Genomic DNA, 19,419 nt, shown 5'->3' with positions numbered 1-19,419 from the left:
GGGGGTTGGTCACACGCGAGATCCTGCACCAACCGGGCCGGGTCGGGAATGCCCGCCTCAGCCCGGCACGACCCTTCCCGCCCCCGCCCGCCGAGGATCGCCCGCCGCTTCCGTCGGTGACACCGCGCTCGCGCCGCCGAAGTAGTGGCGGTCGGTGGCCCACTCGTTGAGGTCGTAGCCCGCCTTCACCAGCGCCGTCATGGAGTCGGTCGACACGCCCGGCTCGGTGTGCACCAGCGGGCCGGCGACGTGGAAGCGCGGCCGCGACAACGAATCCTGCAAGGAATTGCCGGCGACGAGGTGGTTGACCAGGACGTGCAGCAGGGCCGTGCGGATCCGCGACGCGCCGGCCGAGCCCGCGGCCATGACCACGCCGCTGCGGTCGAGGACCACCAGCGGGCACATCATGCTGCCCATCCGGTGGCCCGGCGTCAACGGGCCGCGCAGCAGTTCGCCCTCCCCGAGCATCGAGTTGAGGTGCACCCCGTAGTCGGCGAGCCACACCGCAGAACCGATCCCGAGGGTCGTGGTGACCACGCAGGCGTTGCCGTGGCGGTCGATCACCGAGATGTTCGTCGTGTCGCCCGGACCGCCCGGGTCCGGCCCGGACAGGGCGTCGGCCATCGCGACCGCCCGGTCGCCCTCGTCGAGGCGGGAGAGTTCGGGCAGGGCGGCCAAGGTCGCGAGGGTGCGGTTGAGGTCGTCGCGGCCGTAGACGACGCGGCCGGCGAACATCGTCCGCCGCACCGGGACCGACAGGACCCGGTAGGAGGCCAGGTCGGTGGGACCGAGCCGGCCGCCGGCGGCGCGGACCGTCTCGACGAGCGTGTCGGCGAGCAGGCCGGTGTAGAAGTCCTCCGAACCCGCCTGCGCCAGGCGATCGAGAGCGTCGGCCAGACCCGGGTGGTAGAGGATCTGGCCCCCGCGTAACAGCTCGCCGTTGGGCGCGTAGGCCGCACGGCCCTCACCGGTGGCGAGGGCGGGGGCCACCGACGGGAGCGTCGAGGCGTGCTCGTCGGGCAAGGGCACACCGCGCTCGGCGAGCGCCACGGCGGGTGAGAGGAGGTCGGGCCAGGGCGTGCGGCCCCAACGACGGTGGATCTCGGCGGCGCCCGCGACGACGCCGGGGACGCCGATGCTCGGCGCCCCGATCGCGAACCGCATCGGCACCCCGCCGAAGGACACGTCGATCGCCGTCATCGGCGCGACCGTGCCGCCGTCGAGACCGGGGACGGACGTGAAGAAGTCGAGACAGGTGACCGTGCCCGTCGCCGCGTCCACGTAGGTCGCGAACCCGCCCCCGCCGAGGCCCGTCATGATCGTCTCGCCGACGCAGGACGCGAACACCGCGGCGACAGCGGCGTCGGCGGCGTTCCCGCCGGCGGCCAGCACCGAGGCACCGGCGTCGACCGTAGCCGGGTGACCGGCTGCAACACCCCCAAAGCGGCCCATGCCCGGCAGCGTACGCAGAGGAGGGGGCGGGGGCTGTCGGATGCTTGTCTCTGTGTTCATGGTCGGCAGCTAACGAGGACGGCTTGCGGGTAGGGGATCGGGCTGCGGCACTGCCTTCGGTGCTGGGTTCCCGGGGTTGGGATACGCCTGAATTGGTGGGGGTTGGGTTGGGCTATGGCTGGGGGTCGCGGGTATTCGTTGCCCGCTGTCCCAGGCGCAGCGCGGCGAGGGTCGCGGCGGCGGCGAGCACGCACACCATGGCGACGAGCGTCAGCACGAACGAGACTCCGGCGGTGTCCGGCGAGCCGCCAGCCGCCGTGAGGATCGCCGCGACAGCCCGAAGCACGCAGTACAGGCCGCCCGCCGTCGAACCGACGAAGAACAGCAGGAACGCGACCCTCGGCGCGACGTTCTCCGCCCGCCGGAAGCGGCCGAAGCACAGGACCGCGACTCTGCCGGCGATCGCCGCCAGCGGGAGGGCGTAGGCCGCGAGGTACACCGCGATCGCCGAGGTGGTGGCGTACTCCGGGGTCAGCAGGTGCATCGACGGTGCGTCGGGAGTTCGCAGGTGGCCGACGACGGCGGAGGCGACCATGACGCACAACGCCACGGCGAACCCGGCGGCCCAGCGCAGAACGCGGCGGCGGGTGGTCGTCGAGGAGTGGTCCCCGTGCTCGGAGAAGGCCAGGAAGGTCAGGCCCATCGCGAGGACGAAGGCGTGCTGGACGAGCCGGAGGGCGACGAGGCCGCCGCCGTCGCCGGCAAGAGCCGTCATGAGGGGCGGCCAGCCGACGATCACGGCCGCGGCGGTGCACGCCAGTAAGGCGGTGAGCCAGCGGGATTCCGGCGTGCGGGGCGACTCGCGGGCGGTGGGCAGGCGCGCGGTGAGGACGGCCGCGGCGAGGAAGGCGACGAGGAGTTGGGCGAGGTCGGCTGGGGACATGGGGGTGCCTTTCGGGCGGACGGGGGCTGCGGGGGTGATCGGGAAGGTTCGCGGCCTTCTGGACACTCGTGGGGGCGGGCGGGGGTTGCGGGGGCGTGGGTGGGGTGTGGGCCTCGTGGGGGCGGGGTTGGGGGGCGCGGGGCTGTCCACAACCCGCGAGTTATCCACAGGGTCGCCGGCTCAGCCCTACACACCCACGCGTGGCGCCCATCTACAGTCAGAAGTGGGAGGCGGACCGGGTGGCCCCTCCGTTCGGATCCAGCGCCAACCGCAGCGCCGGTGGGCAGCGCCGTCCTCGCCGATCCCGCGAGCCGCAGCCCGCACAAGCTCTCGTGACGCCGGTGGGCGACGCCGCCGAACCCGATGCTCTACCCGACGCCGGTGGGCGACGCCGCCGAACCCGAACCTCCACCCGACGCCGGTGGGCGACGCCGATCTCGCGGACCGCAGCCCGCACCAACCCCTACCCGACGCCGGTACCCGACGCCGCCGGCCCGGGGCGCTACTCCGCCCCCGCCGGAAGCTCCAGCGGGTCCAGTTCCCTCGGCTCGTCGGGCACCGGCGCCTGGAGCGTCTCGACGTCCGACCCGTGCACGCTCTGCCCCGTCAACCGCCGCACGGCCCCGTCCATATGCGACTCGATCAGCCCGAGCAGCTTCGCCTCGTCGCGCACGCGCAGCGCCTCGACGATGGCCTCGTGATCGTCGGCGAGGTCGGCGCGGACCACGAAGTCGTGCTGCATCGAGAACGTCGACAACCGCGTCTCGATCAGCAGCGTCCGCATCGTCCGGCTGAGCCGGTGGCTGCCGGCGGAGTCCACCAGCAGGCGGTGGAACGCCAGGTCGGCGTCGCCCAGTTGCCTGGCCGCGCCCTTCTTCGCGGCGCGCGACATCTTGCGCACCTCCGCGGTCAGGCCCCGCACGGTCGCCGCGAGCGCGGGCCCGCCCAACCGGAGGAGGCGCAGGCAGGCGGCGCGCTCGACGGCCGCGCGCATCGAGTACACGTCGGCGACGTCGGCGGCGCTCATGCTCGCCACACCAAGCCCTCGGCGTCGGACGGTGGTGAGGAGTCCTTCCTGGACGAGTCGCTGCATTCCTTCTCGAAGGGGGCCGCGACTGACGCCGAGTTGTTCGGCCATTTCGGCCTCCCCGAGCGGGGAGCCGGGCGGCAGATCGCCTTGCACGATGGCCTCGCGGATCCGCTCCGCGATGAGATCGACCGTCGAGTATCGGCTGACCGGGGCCAGCCGGTTGGGCGCCGAACGCTCGGCCGAGGCCAGGCTCGGCAGTGATGGCCGGATCACACCAGCACCTCCATTGAACGCGGGACGGTCGGGGGCGCGGGCGCGTCCCGAGCCGAGAATTTACCCTGCGCGACTCCCGCCGCGCGTTTCCGTCGGCCCAGTTATGGGGATGGTTTTCCAAGGTCGGAGAACCGGGGGCCAGTTGTTACCAAAGTTAGATCATCGTATTGTCGACAAACATACGATGCCTGATACGGTCGCCAGACACAACGACCCATCTGATTGGGAAGGGCCCTGCCAGATCCCCCGGGACAGGGCTCGGAAGACGGAAGGACGGCAAGATGACCGCCCAGAAGAACTGGTCCCGCCGCGACATCCTTCGCGGAACGCTTTTCGCGGGAAGCGCGCTGGCCGTGCCCGGCCTGCTGGCCGCGTGCAGCAAGACGCCCGACACCTCGTCCGGCGACACCCTCGATCGCATCAAGAAGGCCGGGACCATCAAGGTCGGCTTCGCCGCCGAGGCCCCCTACGGCTTCGAGCAGGACGGCAAACTCGCAGGTGAGGCACCCGCCATCGCCGCCGAGATCTACAAGGCCCTCGGCGTGCCGAACATGGAGGGCGTCCTCGTCGAGTTCGGCCAGCTCATTCCGGCCCTCAACTCCGGCCAGTTCGACGCGGTCGCCGCGGGCATGTTCATCACGCCCGAGCGCTGCGGCCAGGCCGTCTTCGCCGAGCCGGAGTACATCTCCACCGCCGGCCTGCTGGTCCCCAAGGGCAACCCGAAGGGCCTCACCGACTACGCCTCGGTCGCCGCGGCCGGCATCAAGCTCGCCGTCATGAGCGGCGCGGCCGAGGCCGCCAACGCCCAGGACGCCGGCGTGTCGGAGGACAACCTCGTCACCGTCGACAAGCAGCCCGACGGCCTCGCCGCGATCCTCGCCGGCGACGCCGACGCCTTCACGCTGACCACGCCGTCGCTGCGCTGGATGGCCAAGGACAGCGCCGACGTCGAGGTCACCGAGGGCTTCGTCCCGACTCTCAAGGGCGTACCCCAGACCGGCGCCGGCGCCGCGGTGTTCCGCCCGGCCGACACGTCCCTGCGGGACGCGTTCAACGCCGAACTGGCCAAGCTCAAGGGCGACCAGGCCAAGTACCTCTCCCTCATCGAGCCCTTCGGGTTCACCCAGGCCGAGATCCCACCGGCGGACCTCACCACCGCGGAGCTGTGCAAGGGCTGACGAACATGGCTGACTTCTTCGAGACGTTCGCCGACGCACTCCCCCAGCTGCTCAGCGGCATCAAGATCACCCTGATCCTGACCGTCAGCGGGGCGGTGCTGGCACTGGCGCTGTCCTTCGCGTTCGGGTTCGCGTCGCGTTCGCGCTCGATGTTCGTGCGCGGGAGCTCGCGTGTCGTCGTCGAGTTCTTCCGCGGGACCTCGCTGGTCGTGCAGCTGTTCTGGTTCGTCTACGCGATGCCGGTCATCACCGGCTTCCAGCTCGACGACCCGGTCTACGCCGGCATCATCGCCCTCGGCCTCAACTACGGCGCCTACGGCTCCGAAGTCGTCCGCGGCGGCCTCAACGCCGTCCCGCAGGCCCAGTGGGAGGCGACCATCGCGCTCAACATGAAGCCGCTCCAGCGGCTGCGGCTGGTCATCGTCCCGCAGGCCATGGCCGAGATGATCCCGCCCTTCGGCAACCTGCTCATCCAGCTGCTCAAGGCCAGCTCGCTGGTCGTGCTGGTGGGCATCGCCGACCTGTCCTTCGAGGCCGAGAAGATCAGGCTCAACAACGCCACCGAGGCGACCGCGGCCTTCTCCATCAGCCTCGTCCTCTACTTCGTGCTCGCCTGGCTGCTCAACACGGGCATGCGGGCCTGGGAGGGACACGCCAAGGCCAAGCTCGGCCGGCGCGTCCCCCGCAAGCGCCTGCTCCAGCCGGTCGGCGCCGATGAAGGAGGTGTCGCGTGAGCTGGTGGAACAACGAGGCGGCACTCGAACTCCTGCCGCTGCTGCTCGAAGGCTTCCGGATCACGCTGCTGGCGACCCTGCTGGGCTCGCTGGTCGCACTGAGCCTCGGACTGGTCTTCGCGTTCATCGAGCGGACCGCCCCGGAGTACGTCCGCCGACCGGTCGGGTGGGTGCTGCAGTTCATCCGCTTCACCCCGCCGATCGCGCAGCTGTTCTTCGCGTTCTACGTGATCCGGCCGAGTCTCGGGCTCAAGCTCGACGCGCTCACCGTCGGCATCATCGTCCTCGGCGTGCACTACGCGACCTACAACGCCGAGATCTACCGCGCCGGCATCGACGGCGTGCCGAAGGGACAGTGGGAGGCGATCACCGCCCTGTCGCTGCCCCGCAACCGCGCCTGGTTCGGTGTGATCCTTCCGCAGGCGTTCCGTCGCGTGATGCCCTCGCTGGGCAACAACGTGATCATCATGTTCAAAGAAGTGCCGGTCCTGTCGGCGATCGCGGTGACCGAGATGGTCCGCGTCGGCAAGGAGTTCACCTCCCAACACTTCGCCTACTACATCGAGGCCTTCACCATCGCCGGGCTCATCTACCTGGCGGCGAGTTACCCGACCTCACTGCTCATGCGAAAACTGGAGGTGCGCTTTGGCAACTGACACCACGGCCGCGCCGGTCGAGGCCGACACACTGGTCAACGGCCCGGTCATCAAATTCGACGAGGTGGTCAAGCGCTACGGCGACCTCACCGTCCTCGACGAGCTCGACTTCTCGGTCGAGGCCGGCGAGCGCGTCACCCTGATCGGTCCGTCCGGTTCGGGCAAGACCACGATCCTGCGGCTGCTGATGACCTTGGAGAAGGTCACCGACGGCGTCATCTGGGTCGAGGGCGAGCCGCTGTCGCACATGCGCAACTCCTCGGGCGAGCTGGTGCGCGCCAACGAGTCGTACCTGCGGGAGATGCGCAAGCGGATCGGGATGGTGTTCCAGCAGTTCAACCTCTTCCCGAACATGAACGTGATCCGCAACGTCACGGAGGCCCCGGTGCACGTGCTGGGCCTGTCGCGCGACGAGGCGAACGAGCGGGCGAGTGAGCTGCTGGAGCTGGTCGGGCTGTCCGACAAGGCCAACGCGCACCCGTCCCAGCTTTCGGGTGGGCAGCAGCAGCGGGTCGCGATCGCGCGGGCGCTGGCCATGCGGCCCGACATCCTGCTCCTCGACGAGGTGACCTCGGCGCTCGACCCCGAGCTGGTCGCCGACGTGCAGAACGTGCTGCGCGACATCGCCTCGTCGACCGACATCACGATGCTGATCGTCACGCACGAGATGCACTTCGCGCGCGATGTGTCGCAGCGGGTCCTGATGTTCGACAAGGGCAAGATCATCGAGGAGGGTCCGCCGGAGCAGCTGTTCACCGAGCCGCGTGAGGAGCGGACGCAGAAGTTCCTCCGCGCGGTGCTCGAAGGGCGCTGAACAGGCACGAACAGGTTCTCGAAGGCCGCCTCCGCGTTCGCGGGGGCGGCCTTTTCGCGTCCTCGTGACGCAGGCCATACCGCGAGGTTGTCAGGAACCGTGCGGCCGCGCGGTCTAGGTGTCGACAGTCCAAGAAACCACGAGGACGGGAAGACATCATGAGCAAGGTCTGGTTCATCACCGGTTCGTCGCGCGGCCTGGGCCGCGAGTTCGCGCAGGCGGCGCTGTCCCGTGGCGACAAGGTCGCCGCGGCCGCCCGCAAGGCCGCCGACCTCGCCGACCTGGCCGCCGCCCACGGCGACGCGGTGCTCCCGCTGGAGCTCGACGTGACCGACAAGGACGCGGTGTTCGCATGCGTCGCGCGGGCCAAGGAGCACTTCGGCGGCCTCGACGTGATCGTCAACAACGCCGGCTATGCCCAGGTCGGCGCGGTCGAGGAGCTGACCGAGCAGGACCTGCGCGCGCAGATGGAGACCAACCTCTTCGGCGCGGTGTGGGTCGTGCAGGCCGCCCTGCCGCACCTGCGCGAGCAGAGGTCGGGGCACATCATCCAGCTGTCGTCGGCGGCCGGGCTGATCGCGATGCCCCTCGGCGGCGCCTACCACGCCTCCAAGTGGGCCCTGGAGGGCCTGAACGAGGCGCTGGCGGGCGAGGTAGCGCCCTTCGGCATCAAGGTCACCATCGTCGAGCCCGGCGGCTTCGCCACCCGCAAGGGCAAGAACCCCGACCCGCTCGACAACGGGCACATGTCGAAGGCCGACCCCGCCTACGCCGAGCTGCGCGCACGCCTGGGCGCGATGGCCGGCAAGCAGCCCGCCGGCGACCCCGCCGCCGCCGCGCGGGCGCTGCTGAAGATCGTCGACGCGGACAACCCGCCCCTGCGGATCCTGTTCGGCCTGGGCTTCTACCCGATGCTCCAGAAGGCCTACGCCGACCGCCTGGAGAACTGGGCGGACTGGCAGGAGCTGTCGGCCGAGGCACAGGGCGCCTGAGACGCGACAAAGGCCCGCACCCTCGCTCGGGTGCGGGCCTTTGTCGGTGCGCCTAGTACGTCGGCAGCGCCGGGTCGATCTGGTTGATCCACGCCAGGACCCCGCCCTGGACGTGCACCGCGTTGGTGATGCCCGCGGCGTGCACGGCCGCCAGCGCCTCGGCCGAGCGAACGCCGGCCTTGCAGTACAAGACGACCTGCTTGTCGTTGGGGATCTGCGAAAGCGCCTCGCCGGAGACGATGTCGCCCTTCGGGATCAGCGTCGAGCCGGGGATCTTGACGATCGCGTACTCGGCGGGCTCGCGCACGTCGATCAGCGCGAGGTCCTTACCCGCGTCCTGCCATTCCTTCAGTTCACTCGCGGTGATGGTGGATCCGGCCGCAGCCATGCTCGCCTCCTCGGAGACCACGCCGCAGAAGTCGTCGTAGTCGATCAGTTCAGTGATGGTCGCGTTCTCGCCACAGATGGCGCAGTTGGGATCCTTGCGCACTTTGATGTCGCGCCAGGTCATTTCGAGCGCGTCGTAGACCATGAGTCGCCCGACGAGGGATTCGCCGACGCCCGTGAGGACCTTGATGGCCTCGTTGACCTGGACCGAGCCGATCGAGGCGCACAGGACACCGAGGACGCCGCCCTCGGCGCAGCTGGGGACCATCCCGGGCGGGGGCGGCTCGGGGTAGAGGCAGCGGTAGCAGGGGCCGTGCTCGGCCCAGAACACCGAGGCCTGCCCGTCGAAGCGGAAGATCGAGCCCCAGATGTACGGCTTGCCGAGCAGCACACAGGCGTCGTTGACCATGTAGCGGGTGGCGAAGTTGTCGGTGCCGTCGACGATGAGGTCGTACTGGCCGAACAGCTCCATCACGTTGTCGTTGTCCAGGGCGTCGGTGTGCACGTTCACCTGGATCAGCGGGTTGATCTCGCGGATGCTCGCGGCGGCCGACTCGGTCTTCGGGCGCCCGATGTCGGAGACACCGTGAATGACCTGACGCTGGAGGTTCGACTCGTCGACGACGTCGAAGTCGACCACGCCGAGCGTCCCGACCCCGGCCGCGGCCAGGTACAGGAGGGCGGGCGAGCCGAGGCCTCCGGCGCCGACGCACAGGACGCGGGCGTTCTTGAGCCGTTTCTGGCCGTCCATCGCGAAGTCGGGAATGATCAGGTGCCGCGAGTAGCGGCGGACCTCTTCGACGGACAGTGACTCTGCGGGTTCCACAAGCGGCGGTAGTGGCATGGGGACCATTGTCGTCCGTAGCGGTAGGGATTGGGAGGGGGGTGGGTGTGATGTTGGCCGGATCTTGGCAGGTGGGACGGCGGGGTGGGGCGCACCGCCCTGGCGGGCGGGGACGGGCGCTGCGGCGTCGCGGTAGCGGCGGCCTGGCGGCGGAGGCAGGCGTGGGGGCGCTGCGCCGCGTTAGCGGTGGGGCGGGCGGGAGCGGGACGCGCCTCGCGAGGCGGGCGGAGGAGGGACTGGCCGCGAAGCGAGCCAGGCAGAAGCGGGATACGCCGCGAAGCGGGGCGGAGGAGGGCAGCGCCCCCACGAAACAAGACGACGCGGCCAGTGCCGCGCATGCGGCGGGATCGCGGCCCGCAGCCCAGGCGTAAGGACCGGGTCCAGGGACGGAGTTCCTGGCGGGGTTTGGGGCGGAGCCCCGGCAGGGTCCAGGGACGGAGTCCTTGGTGGGGGTCTGGGGGCGAAGCCTCCCAGCGGGGGTGCTGGGGGCGGAGCCACCCAGCCGGGTGAACGGTGACCCGGGTCGGACGCACATGGTGGCAGCGTTTCCGTCGAGTAGCAGGCAGCGTATTGCCCGCGAGGCGAGCTGCCGAACCACCGCGAAGCGCACGGCACCGCGAGCAGGTCGCCGAGTGGTCGGCAGGGGCCAGCTGCCAGGCCCGGCCACCCCAGCTACCAGTCCCTCGAACCAGCGGTCCGACGCCGTCGCGACACAAGCGAGCCCTCACCCGGCCCCTCACACATGCACGCAGCAGTACTCCACCGCGTACCACCTCACCCCTTCGACCGCCTCCTCCGGCGCCCGCAGCTCCGCGACCGCCGCCGCCGCGAAACGCGCGTTGACGCAGTCCGGATACGCCGCGAGGTGCCCCTCCAACCGTCGCCCGAACCCCGCCCCGACCAGCCACTCCGCGACCAGCTCCTCCTCCGGCGCGGAGAAGGCGGCAGGCCCGTTGGAGCCATGACCCCACAGCTTCTGGTCGGCGAAATCGAGCCCGAACATGATCAGCTCGGACTCGATACCGGCGACCTGGTCGAGCCGGTCGAGCCAGCTCGCCGCCTCCCCGGAAGCGTTGATCAAACCGTCGAGCACGTCGGAGAAGCCGCCGTGGGGATAGCGGCCGGCGTGCTCGGCCAACAGGGCGTGAAGCACGTCGACGACGGCTTCCCGCTCGGGCGCTGGCCAGGTCGACAGCTTCGCGCCGTATTCCCCGAGCTTGATCCCGTACCGGGTCGACCACCTGTGCTCCCCCGCCGCGATCCGCCGCAGGATGCGCGGCGCCAGCCGCCGCCAGAGGATCGGGTACTGGTCGTCGAAGTCGAGGTGGTCGACGACCTCGTCGACGAACTGGCGCAGGATTTCCTCGGGCACCTTGCCGGGCGGAAGCCCCAGGGCGGCGAGTTCGCCGTCGCGCCAGCAGTAGCCGCACCCGCGGACGGGCTCCGGCAGCGGCGGCGGGTCGGTGAACACGAGGTCGAGGCGGTCGAGGGCGGCGTCGAGGTCGGCGCGGCGGGCGTCGGGCATCTGGCGAGCCTAGGGCAGGCGAGAGCGGGCTGCGGGGGCACTCACCCCGGGAGCAACCAACTAGTTGGTTGCCTGGGCGAGGCGTGCGGGCACCAGAGGAACGCGAGAGCGACCCATCGCACGACGAACATCGAGCGGGAGGGGCGGGGCGGGCGGGGCCAGACAAAGACGCACCCACGGGACAGGGTTGGGCTCAGCGGCTCAGCGCAACCGAGCAACCGAGCAACCGAGCAACCGAGCAACCGAGCAACCGAGCAACCGAGCAACCAACTAGTTGGCTGGAAACGGCAAGGCATACCCACACGAGCGACGAGGAACACCCCCGCCAACCCTCAGCCCCGCCAGGGCACCCCACCACCCGCAATCGAGCCCAGAGGGGGGTCTGGGGTGGAGACGGAGTCTCCCCCCAGTTGCGAGCGCAGCGAGCAGGAAAGGTCAGTACTCCCCCGCCGGCCCCCCGTAGTACTCCTCGCCGTCCGGGAACGGCCAAGCGTTCGCCTCGCACCCGTGCATCCCCAGCGTCTGCTGCTGCATCACCGGCGCGGGCTCCCCCTTCTTCGGGCACAACTCGTGCCCGTGCCCCAGCGCGTGCCCGCTCTCGTGGTTGATCACGTACTGCCGGTACACGTCCATCGCCGCACCGTAGTCCGGCACGCCCAGCAGCCACCGCGCCAGGTTGATCACGACCTTCTCGCCGTTCCTGCACGACGTGAAGGTGTCGTCCGACGCGCACAGCTCGGTCCGCGTCTCGGGCGAGGCCAGGTACACCGTGAAGTCGTACTGCTCGCCCTTCCCGACCCGCTGGAGCTTCCACTGCTTCCCCGCGGTCCACCCTCGCGGGTCGGCGAACACGGCCTCGACCTCGGTGGTGAAGGCGTCGATGTCCTGGTCGATCTCGCCTTCGACGGCGACGCGGTACCGCATCAGCTGCCCGGCCTTGCCGTGGCGTTCACCGCCACCGGGCGCATAGGTCCACTTGCCGTTGCCCTTCTCGACGACGTCCGGCGGCGCGAGGGGCGCCGGGGGCGCCGCCGACGGCTCCACCGAGGGGGGCGCCGACGAGGCGGACTCGACGGGTGCGGGGAAAGATCCGGCGTCGTCGGTGGCGGGCTCGTCGTTTCCCGAGCGGAGCACCGCGATCGTCAGCAGCAGCACGCTGGCGAGCGTGATGGCGAGCAGCGCGGTACGCCGGAGTCGCGCGCGCCTTCGACGGGCGCGCCTAACCTGGCTGCGGTTCGGCCGCTGTCGCGGGCGCACTGCTCGTCGTGTCGTCGGCATCGCCTCCAATATAGGGGGCGATCTCGTCGAGCATGCCGACTACCGCGCGAGCCACGGCACGCGGCGCCTCCATCTGCCCCAGGTGTCCGACCTTGTCGAGAATGAGCAGGCGGGAGTCGGCGATGGTCCGCGCGACCTGCGGCGCGAGCCGCACGTCGACGAGTTTGTCGTGCTTGCCCCACACGACGAGGGTGGGCGCGGTGACGTGCGCGGCCAGGCGCCACAGGGATCCCGCGCCGGGGAGGTAGGCGCGGATGAAGCTGGACACCAGGCCGCGGAAGCTGCGCACGTAGGCGTCGGCGTGCCAGGGGAGGCTCAGCCGGTATTCGAGTTCGGCGACGGCCTCGGCGCGGCGCATGTCGGTGATGGTGCTCGGGTCGGCCCAGCAGTTCTCGATGACCTGGTCGACGAGCTGGCTCGGCGTCATCCGCGCCAGCGCGCGCACGGCGAGGCGGTCGGCGCGCGGGATGGCCAGGAGCGGCACGAGGCGGCCGTGGCGGGAGCGGCGCGGGTCGACGAAGGGCATGGCCGGGGAGATGAGGGTGAGGGTGCGGACCAGTTCGGGGCGCCTGCCGGCGACGTAGACCGAGACGGCCCCGCCGAGAGAGTTGCCGAACAGGTGCACCGGTCCGCGTCCGGCGAACTCGATCCAGCTGATGACGCGGTCGGCCATCGCGGGGATCGTGTAGCGGCGGCTGGGCTCGCTGCGGCCGAAGCCGGGCAGGTCGATGGCCTGGCCGTCGAGGCGGTCGGCGAGCACGTCGGCGAGGTCGGTCCAGTTCTGCGCGGAGCCGCCGAGGCCGTGGACGTAGAGGGCCGGTTCGGCGCCGGGGTGGCGGCCGGGCGTCTCGCGGACGTAGGTGTGCATGCCGTTGATGAGGTGGTCGCGGCCGGGCCACGCCTCGTGCTGCACCTCCATGGCCGGAATCGCGTCGTCGGGCGCGATGACGGCTCGCTTCACGGTAGGAGCACCTCCAGTCTGCGATTGAGCGCCGACATCGTGGCGTGCACCATCGCCTGCCGATTATCTCCCGCGACGGGCGCCGCGCCGGCGAGTTGCTCGGCTCCGGCCTCGGTGAGCATGAGAACGACGACCACGGCGACGCGCAGGGCTCCGGCGGGGACGACGGAGGCGTGTTCGACGACGCAGCGCCCGCGGTCGCCCAGGAGGGTCGCGACGGCGTCGATGGTGGCGTCGGCGGCGGTGCGCAGCACGTGCCAGTCGACGGCGGGGCCGGTGGCGCGCCCGATGGCGCGGTGGCCTTCGACGTTGAGGCCGACCTCGACGGTGGTCTCGAACCCGGAGGTGGACACCTGCACCTGCTCGACGACCGCGCGCGTCTGGACGCCGCTGGGCGGGCGGGGGAAGGCGTAGGCCTGCGTGGTGCGCGGCTGGGCGCGCACGCCGAGCCGGTCGGCGAGCAGGCGGGTGGCCTTGGCCGAGACGGCGTCGGGGTCGGCGGCGGTGTCGAGGTCGAGGCGCAGGCGGCGGGCGCCGGTGGGGTCGGTGTAGAGCTCGGCGTCGTGGACGCCGGAGAGTTCGCGGACGGCGATGAGGACGGCCTCGTCGTCTTCGACCTGGCCGCTGCCGTTGACGCGGGTCTCTCCGGTGCGTTCGGCCATGTAGGGCTTGAGTTCCTGGGTGGCCTGGGTGTTCCACACCGAGGAGCCCTCGCGGGCGGGTGGTGTGGGCGCCGGGTCGGGCTTGCGGGGCTTGTCCTTGGCCTTCTCGTCCTCGGCGCCGCGGAAGAACTGCGCTATCCGGTTGAGCTGGGCGCGGTCCACCTCGGGTTCGGGCGCGAGCTGCGGGACGGGTGCCTGGGCGGCGGCCGTGACGGCCTCGGCGATCTTGGGCGTGACGGGTGTGGTCTCCTCGGCGTAGCGGTGCCGCCGCGGGGGTCTCGGGGAGACGGGTTCGGGCACCGGGGCGCGCGGGGTTTCCTCGGCCTGGTCGGGTTCCGCGGCACGCCGCGACGCCTCGTACCGTCGCCGTGGTGCCACAGCGGTCTTCTCGTCCAGGTCGCGACCCATGTCGGTATCGCGCCGATCCTGTTCGTACACGACGCACTCCTCGCCCGGTCTGTCAGCAGGCTACCGCCAACGTGCCCCCCGCGCTAACCGAGCGTGGCGGGGTTCGCCGCGTCGGGGCGCGCTTCGGCGACCCTACGACCCTCCCCCGAATCGGGCCTTGGGGCTACCGTTAGGACCGGAGAGGAGGAGGCGCATCCCGCCGAGGACCGGGACCGCCGAATAGACATGGCGCTCACAGACGGCCGCAGTGTCCGTATGCCCCGACCGGAGCGGCGACGCCAGCTGCTGGAGGCGGCGCAGGAGGTGTTCGTGGCGCGCGGCTATCACGCCGCCGCGATGGACGACATCGCCGAACGCGCCGGGGTCAGCAAGCCCGTTCTCTACCAGCACTTCCCCAGCAAGCTCGATCTGTACCTCGCGCTGCTCGACGTGCACGGCGAGGCCCTGGTGTCGACCGTGCGGGAGGCGATGGCCGCGACCTCCGAGAACAAGGAGCGCGTTCGCCGTGCCATGCAGGCCTACTTCGACTTCGTCGACGCCCAGGGTGAGGCGTTCCGCCTGGTGTTCGAGTCCGATCTGCGCAACGACCCCGCGGTCGCCGAGCGCATGGAGGCCGTCGAGCGCGGGTGCAGCACGGCGATAGCCGAGACGATCATGGCCGACACCGGCGCCACCCGGCAGCGCGCCGAACTCCTGGCCGTGGGGCTGACCGGCGCCGCCGAGATCGCCGCCCGCTACTGGCTGGCCTCGAAGCGGGCCGTGCCCAAGGAGGAGGCCGTCGACCTGCTGGCGACCTTGTCCTGGCGGGGCATTTCGCGCTTCCCGCTGCAAATTCCCGATGACACGCGCGATGAGGACAACACCGGCCGGTGAGGCCGGTGACACCCGCGGGCGGATAGCCTTTGTCCCGGACGATCGAAGGAGGGGCCCGTGGAGGTCAAGATCGGCGTGCAATACGCGCCGCGTGAACTGGTTCTCGACAGCGACCAGTCGGCCGACGAGGTGGCCAAGGCCGTCTCGCAGGCCCTCGGACAGGACAACGGCGTGCTCAGCCTGACCGACAAGAGCGGCAAGCAGGTCTTCGTCGCCGTCGGCAAGATCGCCTACGTGGAGATCGCCGAGCAGAGCCAGCGCCGGGTCGGCTTCACCGTCAGCTAGGTACGCGAAGAACACGGCCGGGGAGCGCCGCTTCCCGGCCGTGACGGTGTCCGCTAGTTGCTCAGCCCGACGGTTTCCATCCGGTCGGCGTGCGCCTGTGTGAGGCGCCGGAACAGGGTGCCGATGCCGGCCAGGTCGCCGCTGCCGGTGACGACGAGATCGGTGAGCGCGTCGCGCTCGGCGGCGACCCGCTGCGCCTGCGTGAGGGCCTCCCCGACGAGCCTGCGCGCCCACAGCGCGAGGCGGTTGGCGAGCTTCGGGTCGGCCTCGATGGCCGCGCGGATCTCGCGGACGGCGAAGTCGGTGTAGGCCGAGTCGTGCAGGACCTCCAGGACGAGCGCGCGGTCGCCCTCGTCGAGGAAGTTGGCGATCTCCCGGTAGAAGTCGTCGGCGATGCCGTCGCCGACGTAGGCCTTGACCAGCCCTTCGAGCCAGTCGCGCGGGGCGGTGGCCTCGTGGAAGTCGTCGAGCGCGGCGACGAAGGGGCCCATGGCCTCGGCCGGGTCGGCGCCCAGGTCTCCGATGCGCTCCGACAGCCGCCGGTAGTTGGCGATCTCGGCGCCGGCCATCGTCGACAGCGCGGCCCGGCGGTTCAGGTCGGGCGCGAGTCTGGCGTCGGCGGCCATGCGGTCGAAGGCGACCAGCGAGCCGTAGGCGAGTGCCCCGAGGAGGTCGGTGACGGCCTGTGCGGACGGTCCGGATGACTCGGACGCGGGAAATGAAGAATCGGCGGACACGTCGGGAAGATTATCGGTTCCCGGGCGCCGCGCGGCCCTGTGCGGGAGGCTAATTCGGGGGCCCTCAGGCGTGGCCGGCGGACGGCCGGGCCGAGACGAGGGTGAAGCTCATTACCCCCCACACCTGCTCAAGGTGGCTATTTCCTCCGGAGGACGTACCATGGAGGAGTTTAGATCCGCGTGAACGCCGGATCACCAGCCGCCCGGGGTGCCCCCGGGGGTCAAACGGCCTGTGACGCCGAGGGAACCGATGCTCGGTCCGCGTCGGCGAAGGCAAGCCGAGAATCAGTTAGGAATTCTGCACTGTACAGCGATACAGAAAACCAACCCCCGGGCGAGACCGACACCGTGATCGGCGAGCTCAAGCCGGTCGCCCCGGTTCGTGAAGACAGCCCGACCCTCGCGGAGCTCGGCGTGCGCGCCGAGACCGTCGAGGCACTGAGCGCCGTCGGCATCAACCGCGCGTTCGCCATCCAGGAGTACGCGATCCCGATCGCGATGCGCGGCGCCGACGTCATCGGCCGCGCGCCCACCGGCACCGGCAAGACCCTCGGCTTCGGCATCCCGCTCCTTGAGCGCGTGCTCGGACCCGACGAGGGCACCGACGGACGCCCCCAGGCGCTCGTCGTGGTCCCCACGCGTGAGCTGGGTCTCCAGGTCTCGCGTGACATCGAGATCGCCGGCAGCCTTCGCGGCATCCGCGTCCTCCCCGTTTACGGCGGTCGCGCCTACGAGCCCCAGATCGAGGCCCTGCGCCGCGGTGTGGAGATCGTGGTCGGCACGCCCGGGCGCCTCATCGACCTGATGAAGTCCAAGCACCTGCGCCTCGACGGCGTCGGCGCGGTCGTCCTCGACGAGGCCGACCGGATGCTCGACCTCGGCTTCGCCGACGACGTGGAGAAGCTGCTCAAGCAGCTTCCCGAGCAGCGTCAGACGATGCTGTTCTCCGCGACGATGCCCGACGCCATCGTGGCCCTCGCGCGCCGCTACCAGCACCAGCCGGTGACGATCCACGCCGACGTGGCCGTGGACACCGCCCCCAGCGGGCAGGTCAAGCAGCTCGCGTACCTGACGCACTCGCTCAACAAGATCGAGGTGCTCGCCCGGATCCTCCAGGCGAACGGCCGCGGTCTGACCATCGTGTTCTCGCGTACGAAGCGCCACACCCAGCGCGTCGCCGACGACCTCGAATTCCGCGGCTTCGCGGTCGCCGCGGTCCACGGAGACCTCGGGCAGAGCGCTCGCGAGCGTGCCCTGCGGGCCTTCCGCAGCGGCAAGATCGACGTGCTGGTCGCCACCGACGTCGCCGCGCGCGGTCTCGACGTCACCGACGTCACGCACGTGATCAACTACGACAGCCCCGAGGACGCCGACACCTACGTGCACCGCATCGGGCGCACCGGCCGGGCCGGCGCGACCGGCGTCGCGGTGACCTTCGTGAGCTGGGAGGACACTCCGCGCTGGAAGATCATCGACAAGACGCTCAACCTCGACCTGCCCTCGCCGGCCGAGACCTACCACACCTCGGATCACCTCTACACCGATCTGGACATCCCGACCGACATCACCGGAGAGCTGCCCACCAAGGAGCGGCAGCGCGAAGGACTCCTCGCCGAGGAGAACATCGACGTCGAGGGTGGAAAGAGCGCCGGCGGCCGCAACAAGCGCCGACGCACGCCCGGTGGCGGCGGTGGACGCAAGCCCGCGGGCGAGAAGCCCTCGCGCGAGCGTGCGGCGGGAGACCGTCCGCAGTCGCCGGAGTCGACCTCGTCGGCCGACGGCGACGCCGAGCAGAAGCCCCGCCGCAACCGCACGCGCCGCAAGGTGACGGGCGAGTCGACGGGTACCGCCACGGATTCGCAGGCGCAGGCGGCGCCCGCGGCGGCAGAGGGTTCGGCGCGTCCGCGTCGCCGTCGTCGCCGTCGTCCCGCCGGTGAGGGCGCGTCCGAGTAATACCATCGACACCGTGACCGATTCAGACGCGGTATGGCGTCGCCCCGCTGAAGGCGGCGACGCCGGGAACATGGAGGTGGTGGTGCCGCCCGCGGCGCCGTCACCCCGCTACGACGGTCCTCCACGCGCCACGCCTCCACCACGTGGCTGGCGCGTGCCGGTCGTCGTCAACGCGGCCCCGCCGCGGACGATGCCCGCGCAGGACCACGCGGCCGCCGACGCGGCCGAACGCTCGGCCCGCACGTTCAGTGTCGGGCTGGGCATCCTCTTCGGCGCCGTGATGCTGATCCTGCTCCTGGTCGTGATCGTCCGGGCGATCAGCTGACGGTGCCCTAGCGCCGGACCCCGCGCGACACGAGCCGCGTGCCGATGATCTCGGTGCGCGGCGACGAGCGGTCGCCCCGGATCCGGTCGAAGAGCATCTCCGTCGCCCGCCTGGCCATCGCGGCGGTGTCGTAGGCGACGACCGTCAGCGGCCGGGGCATCAGGTGCGACAACTCGAAGTCGTCGAAGCCGACCAGTTCGGCCTCGCTCCCCCGCCGCCACAGCTCCTGCACGGCCCCCACGGTGATGCGGTTGTTGACCGCGAAGAACGCCGTCGGCGGGTTCGGGCCGTCGAGCAGTTCGGCGACCGCCGCGGCGGCTCCCGCCGGGTCGGCGACGCCCTCGGCGATGCGCACCACGTCGGCGGGCAGTCCCGCGTCGGCGATGGCGTCGTGGAACCCGCCCAGGCGCTCTCTCATCGTGTAGACCGACACCGAGTCGAGCAGGACCGCGATACGCCGGTGCCCGGCCGCCAGCAGCGCGTCCACGGCCTCCCTGGCCCCGCCCCGGTTGTCGATGAGGACGGTGTCGGCGGGCAGGCCGCCGCTGGGCCGGTCGAGGAACACCACCTGCACGCCCATCTCGACCTCGGGCCGCAGGAAGGAGTGGTCGGCGCCGGCCGGGACCACGAGCAGCCCGTCGACGCGACGGGAGCACAGGTCGAACACCAGCCGCCGCTCCGCTTCGGCGTCCTCCTCGGAGCTGGCCGTGATCAGCATCGTGTCGTGCTGCGCGGCGACCTCGGCGGCGACCGAGGCGATCGTCGAGTAGAAGGGGTTGGCCAGCTCCTCGATGACCAGCCCGACGGTCGCCGTGCGCCGCCCGGCGCGCAGCGTGCTGGCGAGCTGGTTGCGCTGGAAGCCCAGCGCGGCGACGGCGGCCAGGACCCGGTCGACGAGTTCGGCGTTGACGGTCGGCTCGGCGTTGACCACGCGGGAAACGGTCTTCAGGCTCACCCCGGCGTGGCGGGCGACGTCGACCATGGTCGGGCGTTTGACGCGCGCGCCGTCAGGAGGGGCGGAGCTGTTCACGGCGCGGATTCCCTCGGCTGGGGTCGGCTTCACGGCTCAAAGCTACTCACCGCCGTTCACCGCACCGTGAACAACACTG

Annotated in this window: 19 protein-coding genes; 9 read left to right on the top strand and 10 right to left on the bottom strand. The window is 71.0% G+C overall.

The features are described from left to right. Positions 1 to 57: 57 nt before the first annotated feature. The 3 genes from AB0I28_RS31130 to AB0I28_RS31120 form a co-directional block, all read right to left on the bottom strand. Positions 58 to 1,452, bottom strand: a complete 1,395-nt coding sequence (locus AB0I28_RS31130) for a gamma-glutamyltransferase (RefSeq protein ID WP_357499263.1) — start codon at positions 1,450 to 1,452, stop codon at positions 58 to 60. Between the two features lie 172 nt (positions 1,453 to 1,624). After that, positions 1,625 to 2,395, bottom strand: coding sequence for a hypothetical protein (locus AB0I28_RS31125; RefSeq protein WP_357499262.1), 771 nt, complete (start codon positions 2,393 to 2,395; stop codon positions 1,625 to 1,627). Positions 2,396 to 2,897: 502 nt separating this feature from the next. Continuing rightward, on the bottom strand, positions 2,898 to 3,698 hold the full coding sequence (locus AB0I28_RS31120; RefSeq protein WP_357499261.1) for a GntR family transcriptional regulator: 801 nt from the start codon (positions 3,696 to 3,698) through the stop codon (positions 2,898 to 2,900). Positions 3,699 to 3,979: 281 nt separating this feature from the next. On the opposite strand from AB0I28_RS31120, the gene ehuB reads away from it, so the two are divergent. The 5 genes from ehuB (at position 3,980) to AB0I28_RS31095 (ending at position 8,072) form a co-directional block, all read left to right on the top strand. Then, a complete protein-coding gene (gene ehuB / locus AB0I28_RS31115) occupies positions 3,980 to 4,876 on the top strand; it encodes an ectoine/hydroxyectoine ABC transporter substrate-binding protein EhuB (RefSeq protein ID WP_357499260.1) in 897 nt (298 codons plus the stop codon). A 5-nt stretch (positions 4,877 to 4,881) separates the two neighbouring features. After that, a complete protein-coding gene (gene ehuC / locus AB0I28_RS31110; protein WP_357499259.1) occupies positions 4,882 to 5,610 on the top strand; it encodes an ectoine/hydroxyectoine ABC transporter permease subunit EhuC in 729 nt (242 codons plus the stop codon). Continuing rightward, positions 5,607 to 6,266 (top strand): ectoine/hydroxyectoine ABC transporter permease subunit EhuD, encoded by a 660-nt coding sequence (ehuD, locus tag AB0I28_RS31105; protein ID WP_357499258.1) that lies wholly within the window; start codon positions 5,607 to 5,609, stop codon positions 6,264 to 6,266. Before ehuC ends, ehuD begins: the two co-directional genes overlap by 4 nt. Then, a complete protein-coding gene (gene ehuA / locus AB0I28_RS31100; RefSeq protein WP_357499257.1) occupies positions 6,256 to 7,080 on the top strand; it encodes an ectoine/hydroxyectoine ABC transporter ATP-binding protein EhuA in 825 nt (274 codons plus the stop codon). The genes ehuD and ehuA overlap by 11 nt, the downstream gene beginning before the upstream one ends. 158 nt (positions 7,081 to 7,238) lie before the next feature. Next, entirely contained in the window at positions 7,239 to 8,072 is an 834-nt protein-coding gene (locus tag AB0I28_RS31095; RefSeq protein WP_357499256.1) for an SDR family NAD(P)-dependent oxidoreductase, read from the top strand. Between the two features lie 52 nt (positions 8,073 to 8,124). On the opposite strand, the gene moeZ is transcribed toward AB0I28_RS31095, so the two are convergent. From moeZ to AB0I28_RS31070, 5 genes are all read right to left on the bottom strand, one after another. Next, positions 8,125 to 9,303: an adenylyltransferase/sulfurtransferase MoeZ gene (gene moeZ, locus AB0I28_RS31090; RefSeq protein ID WP_357499255.1), complete on the bottom strand. Its 1,179-nt coding sequence runs from the start codon at positions 9,301 to 9,303 to the stop codon at positions 8,125 to 8,127. A 736-nt stretch (positions 9,304 to 10,039) separates the two neighbouring features. Then, the gene (locus tag AB0I28_RS31085; protein WP_357499254.1) at positions 10,040 to 10,828 is read right to left on the bottom strand and encodes a hypothetical protein; all 789 of its coding nucleotides are present in this window, start codon (positions 10,826 to 10,828) and stop codon (positions 10,040 to 10,042) included. Positions 10,829 to 11,263: 435 nt separating this feature from the next. Then, positions 11,264 to 11,983, bottom strand: a complete 720-nt coding sequence (locus tag AB0I28_RS31080) for a DUF3152 domain-containing protein (RefSeq protein ID WP_357499253.1) — start codon at positions 11,981 to 11,983, stop codon at positions 11,264 to 11,266. 64 nt (positions 11,984 to 12,047) lie between these two features. Beyond that, positions 12,048 to 13,067 (bottom strand): alpha/beta hydrolase, encoded by a 1,020-nt coding sequence (locus AB0I28_RS31075; protein ID WP_357499252.1) that lies wholly within the window; start codon positions 13,065 to 13,067, stop codon positions 12,048 to 12,050. Then, on the bottom strand, positions 13,064 to 14,167 hold the full coding sequence (locus AB0I28_RS31070) for a hypothetical protein (protein ID WP_357499251.1): 1,104 nt from the start codon (positions 14,165 to 14,167) through the stop codon (positions 13,064 to 13,066). The genes AB0I28_RS31075 and AB0I28_RS31070 overlap by 4 nt, the downstream gene beginning before the upstream one ends. Before the next feature lie 195 nt (positions 14,168 to 14,362). Here AB0I28_RS31070 and AB0I28_RS31065 point away from each other — a divergent pair, with 195 nt between their 5' ends. After that, on the top strand, positions 14,363 to 15,010 hold the full coding sequence (locus AB0I28_RS31065) for a helix-turn-helix domain-containing protein (protein ID WP_357499250.1): 648 nt from the start codon (positions 14,363 to 14,365) through the stop codon (positions 15,008 to 15,010). Positions 15,011 to 15,067: 57 nt separating this feature from the next. Continuing rightward, positions 15,068 to 15,295, top strand: coding sequence for a DUF3107 domain-containing protein (locus AB0I28_RS31060; protein ID WP_357499249.1), 228 nt, complete (start codon positions 15,068 to 15,070; stop codon positions 15,293 to 15,295). 53 nt (positions 15,296 to 15,348) lie between these two features. Here the strand turns inward: AB0I28_RS31060 and AB0I28_RS31055 are convergent, their stop codons facing one another. Continuing rightward, complete coding sequence (locus AB0I28_RS31055) at positions 15,349 to 16,032, bottom strand: ferritin-like fold-containing protein (protein WP_357499248.1); 684 nt, start codon at positions 16,030 to 16,032, stop codon at positions 15,349 to 15,351. 348 nt (positions 16,033 to 16,380) lie between these two features. Between AB0I28_RS31055 and AB0I28_RS31050 the strand changes: the two genes are divergently transcribed. Next, on the top strand, positions 16,381 to 17,985 hold the full coding sequence (locus tag AB0I28_RS31050; RefSeq protein ID WP_357499247.1) for a DEAD/DEAH box helicase: 1,605 nt from the start codon (positions 16,381 to 16,383) through the stop codon (positions 17,983 to 17,985). 13 nt (positions 17,986 to 17,998) lie between these two features. Next, a complete protein-coding gene (locus AB0I28_RS31045) occupies positions 17,999 to 18,310 on the top strand; it encodes a translation initiation factor 2 (RefSeq protein WP_357499246.1) in 312 nt (103 codons plus the stop codon). A gap of 7 nt (positions 18,311 to 18,317) precedes the next feature. On the opposite strand, the gene AB0I28_RS31040 is transcribed toward AB0I28_RS31045, so the two are convergent. Beyond that, entirely contained in the window at positions 18,318 to 19,292 is a 975-nt protein-coding gene (locus tag AB0I28_RS31040) for a LacI family DNA-binding transcriptional regulator (protein ID WP_357499414.1), read from the bottom strand. Between the last annotated feature and the right edge of the window lie 127 nt (positions 19,293 to 19,419).

This window comes from Phytomonospora sp. NPDC050363 (assembly GCF_040655735.1).
Lineage (GTDB): Bacteria > Actinomycetota > Actinomycetes > Mycobacteriales > Micromonosporaceae > Phytomonospora.
The sequence above is the reverse complement of the archived record's forward strand: the minus strand, read 5'-3'. Positions and strand labels throughout refer to the sequence as shown.